This is a genomic window from Wolbachia endosymbiont (group A) of Anthophora plumipes, assembly GCF_964028115.1.
GTDB lineage: Bacteria > Pseudomonadota > Alphaproteobacteria > Rickettsiales > Anaplasmataceae > Wolbachia.
In genome coordinates, this window is sequence record NZ_OZ034756.1 from 411,143 (window position 1) to 424,117 (window position 12,975).

14 protein-coding genes are annotated in these 12,975 nt (G+C 35.6%); 7 read left to right on the forward strand and 7 right to left on the reverse strand.

What is annotated here, in order from left to right:
* Positions 1–29: 29 nt before the first annotated feature.
* The 5 genes from ABWU75_RS02140 to ABWU75_RS02160 are packed head-to-tail and all read left to right on the forward strand — an operon-like array spanning position 30 to position 3,818.
* Complete coding sequence (locus ABWU75_RS02140; protein WP_353286978.1) at positions 30–257, forward strand: F0F1 ATP synthase subunit C; 228 nt, start codon at positions 30–32, stop codon at positions 255–257.
* Positions 258–260: 3 nt separating this feature from the next.
* Positions 261–740, forward strand: coding sequence for a hypothetical protein (locus ABWU75_RS02145; RefSeq protein WP_264730954.1), 480 nt, complete (start codon positions 261–263; stop codon positions 738–740).
* Positions 741–748: 8 nt separating this feature from the next.
* Positions 749–1,225 carry a hypothetical protein gene (locus ABWU75_RS02150; protein WP_064125097.1) on the forward strand — a complete coding sequence of 159 codons (477 nt, stop codon included), beginning with the start codon at positions 749–751 and terminating at the stop codon, positions 1,223–1,225.
* A 14-nt stretch (positions 1,226–1,239) separates the two neighbouring features.
* On the forward strand, positions 1,240–2,838 hold the full coding sequence (locus ABWU75_RS02155; protein ID WP_309166964.1) for a glycosyltransferase family 2 protein: 1,599 nt from the start codon (positions 1,240–1,242) through the stop codon (positions 2,836–2,838).
* Positions 2,820–3,818, forward strand: a complete 999-nt coding sequence (locus ABWU75_RS02160) for a COX15/CtaA family protein (RefSeq protein WP_253309463.1) — start codon at positions 2,820–2,822, stop codon at positions 3,816–3,818. Before ABWU75_RS02155 ends, ABWU75_RS02160 begins: the two co-directional genes overlap by 19 nt.
* Here the strand turns inward: ABWU75_RS02160 and ABWU75_RS02165 are convergent.
* Complete coding sequence (locus ABWU75_RS02165; protein ID WP_353286979.1) at positions 3,801–5,879, reverse strand: acetyl-CoA carboxylase biotin carboxylase subunit; 2,079 nt, start codon at positions 5,877–5,879, stop codon at positions 3,801–3,803. The two genes, ABWU75_RS02160 and ABWU75_RS02165, sit on opposite strands and share 18 nt — an antisense overlap.
* A 63-nt stretch (positions 5,880–5,942) precedes the next feature.
* Positions 5,943–6,659 carry a hypothetical protein gene (locus ABWU75_RS02170; RefSeq protein ID WP_264730962.1) on the reverse strand — a complete coding sequence of 239 codons (717 nt, stop codon included), beginning with the start codon at positions 6,657–6,659 and terminating at the stop codon, positions 5,943–5,945.
* A gap of 147 nt (positions 6,660–6,806) precedes the next feature.
* On the opposite strand from ABWU75_RS02170, the gene gltX reads away from it, so the two are divergent.
* A complete protein-coding gene (gltX, locus tag ABWU75_RS02175; protein ID WP_353286980.1) occupies positions 6,807–8,237 on the forward strand; it encodes a glutamate--tRNA ligase in 1,431 nt (476 codons plus the stop codon).
* Between the two features lie 855 nt (positions 8,238–9,092).
* A complete protein-coding gene (locus tag ABWU75_RS02180; protein WP_264730966.1) occupies positions 9,093–9,227 on the forward strand; it encodes a hypothetical protein in 135 nt (44 codons plus the stop codon).
* Positions 9,228–9,243: 16 nt separating this feature from the next.
* Here the strand turns inward: ABWU75_RS02180 and purH are convergent, their stop codons facing one another.
* From purH to ABWU75_RS02205, 5 genes are all read right to left on the reverse strand, one after another.
* Positions 9,244–10,755, reverse strand: a complete 1,512-nt coding sequence (purH, locus tag ABWU75_RS02185; RefSeq protein ID WP_353286981.1) for a bifunctional phosphoribosylaminoimidazolecarboxamide formyltransferase/IMP cyclohydrolase — start codon at positions 10,753–10,755, stop codon at positions 9,244–9,246.
* 80 nt (positions 10,756–10,835) lie between these two features.
* On the reverse strand, positions 10,836–11,735 hold the full coding sequence (fmt, locus tag ABWU75_RS02190) for a methionyl-tRNA formyltransferase (protein ID WP_353286982.1): 900 nt from the start codon (positions 11,733–11,735) through the stop codon (positions 10,836–10,838).
* 12 nt (positions 11,736–11,747) lie between these two features.
* Complete coding sequence (gene rplT, locus ABWU75_RS02195) at positions 11,748–12,113, reverse strand: 50S ribosomal protein L20 (protein ID WP_064125369.1); 366 nt, start codon at positions 12,111–12,113, stop codon at positions 11,748–11,750.
* 20 nt (positions 12,114–12,133) lie between these two features.
* Positions 12,134–12,340 carry a 50S ribosomal protein L35 gene (gene rpmI / locus ABWU75_RS02200; RefSeq protein WP_064125368.1) on the reverse strand — a complete coding sequence of 69 codons (207 nt, stop codon included), beginning with the start codon at positions 12,338–12,340 and terminating at the stop codon, positions 12,134–12,136.
* 98 nt (positions 12,341–12,438) lie between these two features.
* Positions 12,439–12,882, reverse strand: a complete 444-nt coding sequence (locus ABWU75_RS02205; protein ID WP_253309455.1) for a PAS domain-containing protein — start codon at positions 12,880–12,882, stop codon at positions 12,439–12,441.
* Positions 12,883–12,975: the final 93 nt, after the last annotated feature.

The window sequence follows — 12,975 nt, forward strand, 5'->3', positions numbered from 1 at the left end:
TATTATAAAGAAATGTTTAAAGGTAATATATGGATTTAGTAGCTTTAAAATTTATAGCAATTGGTTTAGTTGCGTTTGGAATGCTCGGTGCTGGTTTAGGTATAGCTAATATCTTTTCTGCTATGCTGAATGGGGTTGCGAGGAATCCTGAATCGGAAGGTAAAATGAAAACTTACGTTTATATTGGTGCTGCTATGGTTGAAATAATGGGATTGCTTGCGTTTTTACTTGCAGTATTATTAATATTTGTTGCTTAACACATGCCACAGCTTGATGTTTCAACCTTCTTTTCTCAAGTTTTTTGGTTTTTAATTTTTTTCTCTTCACTTTTTTTCGTAGTAAGTTGTTTATTTTTACCAAAGTTAGATGAAATAATAAGCACTAGAAGTAAAAAAGTATTGGATTCTTTTAATAGTTCTGTTCATCTTTTAAGACTCACGGAAGAGCAGATTGCCAAGTATAATGCCGCTTTAAACCAAGCTAGAATACAGGCAAAAAGGATCATAGATGATGCACTTGCTCAGGTAGAAGAAATGAGAGCTAATGTTAAGAATATATTAGAAGAGGAGGACAAAAAAAAGAGCAAGCTTATTGAAGAAAAAGTGGCAGAATTTAAATCTGAATATACTGATCAGTTAAAACAAATGGCTACTAGTATTGCTTTAATTTATTATACTAAATTGACCAATTCTGAAATTGAAGAGGAGTTTGTTGCTGACTTGGTGTCCAAAGAATTTTAGGGGTTTTTATGTCTACATCACTGATTATCGGTCTTGCCTTCTTGGTAAGTTTTGTCCTTTCGTATAAATTGCTAAAGAAAGTGATAAAAAATGCGCTTAACAATAAGCGTAACAAAAGCAAATTTTCAAGTGAAGAAACTGAAAAATTCAGGAAAGATATGTTGGAGTATTACAAAAAATCTTCTGAAAAATACAAAGAATTAGATGCAGAAGTTAATAAAATGATGAATGAAGCACTTGATAAAGCTAATAGTATCATTAAGCACAATAGACAGCAGCTAGATCAGACATTAGATGACAATGCCCATTCTAACTTGAAGAAAGTCACTGACCAAGTTGAAAAAGCTCTTGGAGACTTACAGGCTAACACAGCGAATATAGCTGCTGATGCTGTAAAAAAAATAATGCATGAACGTAAAGATGATAAGCGTAGTAGCGAGGTCATATCTTCATTTTCACGTGACTTAAATAAAAAATTGCATTAGGTTTAATGCAACAATTGCCTATACTTCAAGCTGATAATGTAGAAAAAATTAAGTTTGATTCTAGTTTATGCAAAGAGCAAGAGAAACTTTTTTACTATAAATTTAATATAATTCCTTGGCAAAAATTAAATGATACTACTTTTTTTATGGTTGAAGACACAAGCCGAGATATCAACCGTTGGGTCGAAGCTCATTACGGTATTGACTATGTATTAATAAAAGTGGATAGCGAACAGATTTTAAATCTTCTTAACTCGCACTTTGGTATTTCAGAATTTGCAAGCAACTACTTATATTACAAGAATGCTAATTTTTCAGCTAAAAGCATTAAACTAAGCTCAATATTTTTTGCTTCTTTCTTTATTGTAACTTCAATTTTAACACTAACAGAGAAATATACATATTTTGCTTTGATGTTGATATTTATAATCGGATGTTCTAGTTATTTATTCAAGTTTATAGCTACAATTTTTAACTTATGTGAAACCTCCAACCAAAAAGTGGATTATAGTAAGCTGAATGAAGAAGATTTTCCTATATATACTATTTTATTGCCTGCTTTTAAAGAAAGTGCAGTGATAGAGCAATTGATCGAAAGCATTGAAAGTTTGGATTATCCAAAATCGAAATTAGATGTGAAGCTTCAGGTAGAAAGTGATGACCAGGAAACGCTAGCAGCTATAGAAAAGTACACTTTACCACAGTATTTTGAAGTAATAAAAGTGCCTCATTCTTTGCCTAGAACAAAAGCCAAGTCATGCAATTATGCTATGAGCTTTGCTAGAGGAAAGTATGCAGTAATATATGATGCGGATGATAAACCAGACCCATTGCAGTTAAAAAAAGCACTGATTGAATTTAATAAGGGCGACGATAAGCTTGCCTGTGTACAGGCAAGGTTGAATTACTATAATTATGATCATAATTTTCTCACAAAATCCTTTTCTCTGGAGTATATGAACTGGTTTCAATACTTATTGCCTGGATTCCAAAAAATGAACATGCCAATGCCTTTGGGTGGTAGCAGTAATCATTTTTCAGTAAAAATTCTAAAAAAATTGTTTTTCTGGGATGCTTATAGTGTTACCGAAGATGCTGACCTTGGTTTGAGACTTGCGCAAATGGGATATAAAACCAGGATGATTGACTCAGAAACATTGGAAGAGTCACCAATTGCTGTATTTGCTTGGATTAAGCAAAGAGCGCGCTGGATCAAAGGCTATATGCAAACTTATATTGTTCATTTAAAAAATATAAAGTCACTTTATAAACACACTGGATTTAAGGGAATTTTGCTATTGAATCTTTTTGTTGGCTCTGCAGCTTTTATATTTTTTACTACTCCATTTTTACTGCTTTCATTGATATTAACTAAAGTTTTAAATGAATTATTTTTGTACTACTTTGTAGTGGTATACGTTACTAACCTGATTCTTTTGGTAATAGCTGTCAAACAGCAAAAGATGCCTTTTTATTTTTATATAGTATCGATATTTTTTCCGGTCTATAGTCTGCTACATAGTGTTGCAGCTTTTCTTGCCTTATGGGAATTTATTCTTTACCCTGAGCGATGGAACAAAACTCAGCATGGTTTATGGAATCAAAACCTGTAGCTATTTGGCTTTTTCTCTGCTGTATTATGGTAATTCTCATGGTGGGGATTGGTGGATTTACCAGACTTTCAAAAGCAGGATTGTCAATCACGGAGTGGAAACCCATCACTGGAACATTGCCACCACTGAGTGGACAAGATTGGCTACAAGAAAAATTAAAATATGAAACTACACCTGAGTATAAAGCATTCAACTATGGTATGAGTATGGAGGAATTTCAGGCTATATACTTAATAGAATATGTACACAGATTGGTTGCAAGACTAACAGGTTTAGTTTTTGTCCTGCCATTTATATATTTTACATTAAGAAGAAAAATATCTAAAAAGGTAGTAATAAGGCTATTTGTGGCATTATTATTTGGAGCTTTACAAGCTTTTGCTGGTTGGTATATGGTTAAAAGTGGTTTAGTAACTGAACCTCATGTTAGCCACTATAGGCTTGCACTTCACTTATTATTAGCATTAATTGTCTTTGCATTATTGTCATATCAATTTTTTGATTACCAAATCAGGCCAAAGCAAACTAAACTTAAGATTAGTAGTGACACTATATACTACACAGGGATGATTTTGGCCCTAATTGTAATACAAATAATTTTCGGTGCGTTTGTTGCGGGATTAAATGCTGGTTTGATTTACAATACCTTTCCACTAATGGACGGACAAATCGTTCCAGAAGATTTATTTTTCTTACACCCTATATGGCTGAATATCTTTGAGAACAGAGCAACAGTGCAATTTATACATCGAGCACTGGCATTGCTAATACTAGCTTTGGTAGTAATACTCACAGTAAAAAATGCTAGCGTAAAACCGGTATATATTATGCTGCTCTCCGTTATCATTCAGATCATTTTGGGTGTAATTACTCTATTATTGCACATACCAATAGCCATTGCCATAGCTCATCAAGTGTTTTCATTTATCTTGTTTGGGTCAAGTTTATACTTCTTGTGTTATTTAAGAAAGCAGAGCTAATACTACATCACCAATCTGCACATTTTTTCCTTCTTGAACGAGAATATTTTTTATCACCATTGCTGCTTCAGCACATATGATATTTTCCATTTTCATTGCCTCCACCACAAATAAAGGTTGTCCTATTTCCACCTGATCTCCTATATTTACGTGCAACTTAACTAATAAGCCAGATATTGGGGATTTTACAGCATCTGCTGAAATCCCTTCTGTTTCATTATTTAGCATTAACCTACTTAATTCAGCTACATGAGGCTTAAATATACAACACTCAGCTTTCATGCCTGCATGTCTTATGAAGTATTTGCTGCCTTGTTTTTCTACTTTAAATGTTATATCAGCATCATCATTAATTGTAATATATAGTAACTTATGACTTGATTTCCACTTGCCTACTACAGAGTATGTATTGTGGTTATATACTGTTGTTAATATATTATCTTGATATCTTGCACTTACGGAGTACTCATTGTCATTTATATTCACTATGAATAAATCTCTTGCACGGTCACCTGCCATCCGAGTAGCTGATACTGGTGCCCCTTCTTTTTTACTAGATTCCAGTGTCACGCACTGGAATGACACCTGAGGTGTTTCATTCACTGCTTTATGATGGTACCTTTCTTCATTTTCCAAATGAACATATAACGCAGTGAAAATAAATATTTTAATATACTCCTCTGTAACAAAATCGCCGTGAAACCCACTAGGGTAATGGTCTGGAATGAATCTCGTATGGAGCTTTGCTGCAATAAAATTTGGGTGATGGAAGATGGATTCTAGAAATTCTATATTATTTGTTACTCCTTCTATATAGCATTCAGACAATGCTTTTTGCATTCTACTGATCGCTTCTACTCTATCTTTTCCATATGTTATAACTTTTGCAATCATTGAGTCATAGAACGTGCTAATTTCTGAACCTGCAGCAACTCCATCATCTATTCTTACATAATCATTTTCATCCGGTTTATCGTAATATTTTATTCTTCCGCTGGAAGGGAAAAATTTCTTCGATGGGTCTTCAGCGCAAATTCTACTTTCTATTGCAGAACCAGTAAGTTTAATATCATCCTGATTGAATCTCAATTTCTCTCCACAGGAAGTTCTAATCATTTCTTCTACTATGTCTATTCCAGTTATAAATTCTGTTACTGGATGCTCAACTTGCAATCTCGTATTTACCTCAAGAAAATAGAAGTTTTGGTCTTTATCTACAACAAACTCAACAGTGCCTGCTGAAAAATAGCCAACTTGCTTTGCCAGAGAAACACATTGGACATACATTTTTTGTCTTACTTCTTCACTAATGAATGGACTTGGCGTTTCTTCCATTATTTTCTGGTTATTCCTTTGTATCGAGCATTCTCTTTCTCCAAGACACACTATATTGCCATATTTATCTGCTATGATTTGTATTTCAATATGTCTTGGTAGTTCTATATATTTCTCTATAAAGATACTGCCATCCTTAAAACTTTTCTCCGCCTCATTTGTTGCTGATATGAACGCTAGTTCAATTTCTTTTTTGGAATTTACAATTCGCATTCCTTTGCCACCACCGCCTGATGCAGCTTTTAGCATAACTGGAAAACCAATCTCTTCAGCAACGATGGCTGCATGAGCGACATCTTTAATCTTGCCCATATATCCTGGTACTACATTTACTCCAGCCTTTCTTGCCTCTTCTTTTGCCGTTATTTTGTTGGCTGTAACTTCTATTGTTTCTGCACTGGGGCCGATGAAGTCTATATTATGTTTTTGAAGAGCACGTGGAAAATCTGGATTTTCCGCTAAAAACCCATAACCAGGATGAACTGCCTGTGCACCTGTTTCAACTGCTACCTCGCATATTTTTTCGATGTTTAAGTAACTGAGGCAAGATGGCGAAGGGCCAATATACCTCGACTCATCTGCTTGCCTTACATGCACAGAATTTATATCCGCATCCGAATATACGCATACACAAGATATATCCATCTTATGGGCAGTTCTGATAATCCTGCAAGCAATCTCTCCTCTGTTTGCTATTAAAATCTTACTGTACTTCTTTTCCGTCATCGTATCAGTATACTTTCTTAAGTTGAGAAAGTAAATTTCTATATCATTGCCTGCAACTTTTTGTTATATCCTTGCAAGATCCGCATTACTAAAAGTTTCTACTGGAGTGCTCACGTCATGCAAGTCATGTATCTCACTAAATACTTTGCCTGACAGATACGCAGCCCCACCAGAAATTATCCCAGCCATCGAAGCCAATGCAAGAGACTGAGAAACTAAAAATAAAAAGTATAAAGACAAACATAAAGCAGCAATACATGCTATCGCTCCTACTATATATAAGCATAGGCGAAACTTCTGGTTACATATAAAGCTGTCTTTTATGCCTGCGATTTCTTTTATTTCTTTTTTGACTGTCTTACTAACCCAGTCAAGAGGAGTCTTTTTAGATTTATCTAGCGCACATCTATTGCACAATGCCTCTTTAACATAATTCTTGACATTTTCTAATTTTTTCGGATCACAATTTGGGTTAGTTTTTTCAGACTCCAAATGCTTGAATATTCCTTTTACTACACTTGGTAATATCCCCACTTCTGCTGCTATATGAAATGGATTTTCATGATCTTTATTGTACTCTAACAAATGAACATTACTTTCAACACTTTTCTTGAAAATAGATAAAAACTTATCAACCTTTCCTGTTTTTGCAGCTAAATGCAGGAGATTATCTCCCCTAATTCTTTGTTTTGTTTTATCAAATGGGCCGGTGTAACGCCAATTGACATTATCTTCATTAGCTGAGAGCAATTCTTTTATCTCATCTGTAGATCCAGTCATAACGTACCTAACTATTAACCAATAATAAATTATACAATGTAGTTTATTAAAAATAAATAAAATTTAATCTCTCAGAATAAATAAATTCTACATTGTTACAAACGTGGATTTTGGGTATCATAGCCTATACTTTACTGTAACAATAACATGCCAGACGTAGTCACGAGATTCGCTCCATCGCCAACAGGGTTTTTGCACATTGGAGGGGCTCGTACTGCTTTATTTAATTGGCTCTATGCAAAGCATCATGGTGGCAGGTTTTTGCTAAGGATTGAGGACACCGACAGAAAACGTTTAACACAAGAAGCAATTGATGCAATTATAGAAGGGCTAAAATGGCTCGGTGTGAGCTGTGATGGGGAAATAGTATATCAGTCAAAAAGAATAGAGCGGCATAAAGAAGTAGCAAACCTTTTAGTTGAGAAGGGTAGGGCGTATCACTGTTACTGCCCTGAAGATGAAGTTGCAGAAAAGAAAATAAAAGCAAGAGAAGAGGGCAAGATATACAAGCATAAATGTACTACAAAACCTCCTTCTTGTCATCCCAGTGCTCGACACTGGGATCCAGAAAAAAATATGTGGTCACGCGCTGGAATGACATCGGGTGTGAGGTCAGTTATCCGTTTCAAAGTGCCAGACTCGCAAGAGATCGTCGTTGATGATAAAATATACGGCCAAATCAAAGTAAATAGCGACCAGCTTGATGATATAGTGATCTTACGCTCTGATAACACTCCAACATATATTTTTGCCGTGGTAGTTGACGATCATGATGCTGGAATAACTGATATAATACGCGGTTCTGACCATCTCACTAATACTTTTAAGCAATTGCTAATATACCAGGCTCTTGATTTTGATGTTCCACGTTTTGCGCATGTGCCGCTTATCCATGGGGAAGATGGGAATAAGCTATCCAAAAGGCATGGTGCCACAAGCGTTTGCGATTATGAAAAGATGGGAATATTGCCAAAAGCGATGCGTAATTACTTGCTGAGACTTGGCTGGAGTCACGGCAACGATGAGATTATTAGCGATGAGCAAGCAATAGAGTGGTTTAATTTAGAAAGTATTGGTCGTTCACCTGCACGGCTCGATTTCAAAAAACTGGAGCATTTGAATAACCACTATATTAGTAATATGAGCAATAAAGATATTCTGACTCTAATGCTTAGAGAAAATACTCTAACTGACAAAAAAAAGGGCTATTTACTGCAGGGACTGACAGAGCTGAAAAAAAGAGCAAACTACCTGACCGAATTATTGGATTTAGCAAAATTTTATATTCAAGATCCGCCACTTGATTTAAGTAAAGAAGCTTGTCAAATTGTCAAATCTAACCTCAATATAATTAAGTTACTCGCATCATTTCTGTCAAAGATCGGTGATGAAAATTGGAATAAGGGTTTTTTATCTTCTCAGATCAAGGAATGTGCAAAATCACATGATATGAAAATAAGCAGTGTATACCACTCATTACGTGCCCCTATAACTGGAGTAATGGATGCACCTGGAATCATCGATATCATGGTGATTCTTGGTAAAGACGAGTGTATAAGAAGGTTACAAGCAATTTAAATGAAATAAGAAAATTCCTTGACAAACTCCGCCAGCCCCCTTATTATGACAGTAAGGGTATTTATGACTCAAAACTTGTTTTTGACCTGCAGGCTCAATGACAAAATTCAGTAAAAAACTCAGGGTATTTATTGGCGGATTACATAAAATTATAGCGGCTGCATGTCTTTTTTATTTTTTCTACATTCAGCCAAATCGCGCTTATTTTAAGCGTTAGCACATTATTACAGCGCCACTTACAGTAATATAGAGTCAAAACTCGCACCACGGGGCTTCTTTTGCCTTTTTTTTATTTGGTAAATTTCTTAAACATTTATAGCTAAACGACAACCGTCATCCCGCTACGTGTTAGCGGGATCTCTTGTTAGCGGATGAGATACCGCGAATGAATCGCGGTATGACGGTTCGCGGTGGAATGACGATAACTTCATCATTCCGCTATGTGTTAGCGGCTAAGAGATACCGCGGCAGTATGATGGTTAAGTAGGGTGTCATCCCAGTGTCAAGCACTGGGATGACAAAAAAGGGGCTACTCGGATGGCAAAAAAAGGAGCACTGGGATGACAGCTAGCCTGACAACCGTCATCCCGCTGCTTGTTAGCGGGATCTAGAGATACCGTGGCGGGATGACGAGGATGCCGCCGCGAACTTGTCATTCCAGCGCGTGACGCTGGAATCTAGTCTTTATTATGCAGCCACTTATTTAAAGTTAAGTTTCCTGGATCCAAGTAGTCAAGCTACTCGGATGACACCTTGACAATCGTCATCCCGCTACGTGTTAGCGGGATCTATGTGAGATACCGTGAATAAATCACGGTATGACGTAGAAGCTATACTTTTATACTCACCAGCTCAGTGTCCAATCTGGATCCAAGTAGTCAGGGCACTGGGATGACAGGGGAAGGAGGCTACTTGAATGACATCCTACCTTGTGGACTCAAATCACAACGTTCGTACAGTTATGGTGGTATGATATGGAAAAATCTCTAGCCATAAGACACAAAGCCTAATGGAAAAAACTGCGAACGCCAGTGAAAAACATAGCAATTTTATTTTCATTTGCAGCTTTTATCACATCTTGATCTTTCAGCGAGCCACCAGGCTGAATTATAGCTGTAATTCCATGTTTTGCACTTTCTACTATGCTATCTGGGAATGGAAAAAATGCATCTGAAGCAAGCACTGCACCTTTACATTTTTCACCTGCTTTTTTTACTGCAATGTTCACACTATCTATTCTGCTTGTTTGCCCTGCACCGATGCCAATAGCACAACCATCTTTTGCTATAACTATTGCGTTGGATTTCACATGTTTACATATTTTCCAGGCAAAAATAAGATCTTCCTTTTCTTTTTCTGTTGTAGTGCATTCTGTTACTTGTTCTGCTTTTATTGTGTGGTCATTATTTTCTTGCACCAAAAACCCACCAACAACATTTTTAGTTTGGTATTTCACATTTTGTTGGAAAGATTTATGAATAATCACTCTTAAATTTTTCTTTCTTTGCAAAATTTTTAGTGCTTCATTGCTGACTGAAGGTGCTATCACTACTTCCAAAAATATCTCGTTTAATTTTTCTGCTAGCTTTAAATCTATCTCCCGATTTAAAGCTACTATACTACCAAAACTGCTTACTTCATCACACGATAGGGCCTTTTCATATGCCTCCAAAGCATTATCACTAACAGCAGTGCCACATGGGTTATTGTGCTTTATTATCACTGCTGCAGGCTCTTTAAACTCAGAAATTATGTTAAGTGCGGACTCTATATCTACTATATTATTATAACTCAACTCTTTCCCATGTATTTTTTCTAGCGGATATTTGGTAAATTGATTACTATAAAATGCAGCTTTTTGATGGGGATTTTCACCATACCTGAGTTCTTGTACTTTATGTCCATATAGTGCAAAAAACTCTGGCAACTCATTATTTTTACTCTGGGATAAAAACCAACTGTGAATATTAGAATCATAGTGTGCAGTGAGAGCAAATGCTTTGGTTGCTAAATGTTTTCTATATTCCAATGTTGTTTCATTGTTATTTTTTATCATCTCAGCTTTTAGTGCTTCATAGTCTTGAATGCTAGAAATAACTGAAGTAAAACAAAAGTTTTTTGCTGCAGCTCTAATTAACGCCACTCCGCCGATATCAATTTGTTCTATAATTTGATCTTCATTTGAGCCGCTACTTACTGTCTCCCAAAATGGGTATAGGTTAGTTATAAGCAGGTCTATTGGCTCAACACCTAGATTTTGCATTTCCGTTTTGTGCTTTTCTCTATTGCAAAGTATTCCTCCATGAATTTTAGGGTGTAAAGTTTTTACTCTACCACCCAGTATCTCTGGAAATTGTGTGTAATCTGAGACCTCTTGTGTTTTTATTCCGGCATCAGATAGTGCTTTATAAGTATTTCCCGTTGAGAGAATTTCTATTTGTTGCTGCATTAAAAACGATGCAAGATCAATTATATTCGTTTTGTCGTATACTGATATTAAAGCTCTTTTTATTTTCATTTTTGTACGGAAAGTTTTTTAAGATTATATCTAACAAAAGGAAATTTAGCTATTACATTTCTACACTAATTTAAAGCAGTCTATTCTATAAATTTTTTTACCATGCTTGATTTCAAGCCACGAATAAAATCTTCAATACTGCAAGGATTTCTCCCTTCCATTTGTACAACTTTAGGAATTAAAGTGCCACCTTTTAAACTTATGTGCATATTATCGTTAACAATCTTACCTTGTTCTGAAGCGAGAGCTTCAAAGTCAGCATCAAGTATCCTGATACGTTTATTCTCTATCTTGATGAACGCTTTTGGGTAAAACGCTTTAACCTTTCTATAAGCAACCTCACAAGCATCACTTGCATAAATTTTATAGTCTTCCACTTTGTCAGCGTAACATGCATCATTATCGTTCTGTTTTAAGGGAACCTGTTTTTCAATTTCGTTTAGCACTTTCAGCAGTAAATCACTGCCTAATTCAGACAATTTATCATGCAATGTCTTGTAGTTATCGTTCTTTTCGATAAGAAATTTTTCCTGTTTTAAAATAGGGCCGGAATCTAATCCTTCATCCAATTGCATAATGCTAACCCCGGTTTCTTGATCTCCTGCTAAAATTGTGTGCTGTATCGGAGCTGCACCACGCCACCTTGGTAGTAATGAAGGATGAATATTAATACAACCATATTTAGGAATATTCAAAATTTTTCTTGGAAGTATCAATCCATACGCAGCAACAGCTGCAACGTCTGGTTTGAAATTTCTAAATTTTTCTTGCTCTGCCAAAAACTTTAGAGAGATAGGAGTACATACCTCTATGTTACTTTCTTCAGCGATAACATGTACTGGAGATTTCGTTGGCTTCTGTCCACGTCCTGAAGGTTTTGGAGCCTTGGTGTATACTGCTACCACTTCGCTCTTTGATTTCAGTAACAAGCTCAGAGAATTAACAGCAAATCCTGGTGATCCCATGAAAATAATTCTCATGGTGTTTTTGCTTTAAGAATTCTCCGCTAATTTACCACTTACAGCTTCTACTAATTTGGCAAAATCATCCTTATAATTAACGGCCATCTCAGCAAGAATTTTTCTATTTAAATCAATGCCAGCAAGTGTAAGACCATGCATAAACCTACCATAAGTAAGCCCATGCTCTCTTGCTGCTGCATTAATACGTATTATCCATAAGCTACGGAAATCACGTTTACGAGTTCTTCTGTCTCTATAAGCATATTGCAATGCTTTTTCAACTCTTTGTAATGCAATTCTATAACAACTTTTTGCGCGTCCTCTATAACCCTTTGCCAGTTTCAATATTTTTTTATGACGAGCGTGAGTAGTGACTCCACGTTTTACCCGAGCCATTTTATTTTACCTCCATTTTGTTAAATACCATAAGGCATATAAAGCTTAACTATACGCGAGTCAGATTTACCAAGAATCGTTGTACCGCGCTGATTACGAATATTAGATTTACTTCTCTTTACCATGCCATGCCTTTTGCCTGACTGAGTAGAAATGACTTTACCCTTAGCTGTAAGGTGAAAGCGCTTTTTAACAGAAGATTTGGTTTTTAATTTTATTCTCTTCATATTCCAAATAAATTTACAAACACTACTATTGAGTTCTTTAATAGTAATTAAGCATTAGTATAAATAATTTTATTAAAGAATCAAATTAAAATTGTATATTAAAGGAGTTTAAAAGTAATTACGCCCAATATGTGTGTTATACCTTCTTTATTCCCAAGTGGTAACAATACTTGCCTCATTTTAACACTTTCACTTTCTTCCTCTTCATTGATTGGGCATTTACTCTCTATTACAGCATCAAGTTTATCAATAACTGCATCTATTTTATATAGTCGCAAAAATGGTGCATCAATTGCATACTTATTATCAATGCGCGTCTTTTTCTCAAAACCATAGAATTCAACAGCCTTTTCTCCTGCATTTTCACAAATATAACCTTGATCCTTGACTTCAATGATAAAACAATGCTGCCATGACTCCATTATTTCTGCAGTGTCTATTTCGTGCCTTTCTGGCCAATCTCTGTCTGGTCCTTTTATGTCACTCCAGTGCTCAGTTACCACATTTGCTATTCTTTTTTCTTTGCCTACATAAATTTCCATTCCAATTTCCACATATAAAACACAGATATGAGGTAAATTTATCGTGAATATATTGATTTTTCCTTACCACAAGGTGCATATCACTAGAAGTTC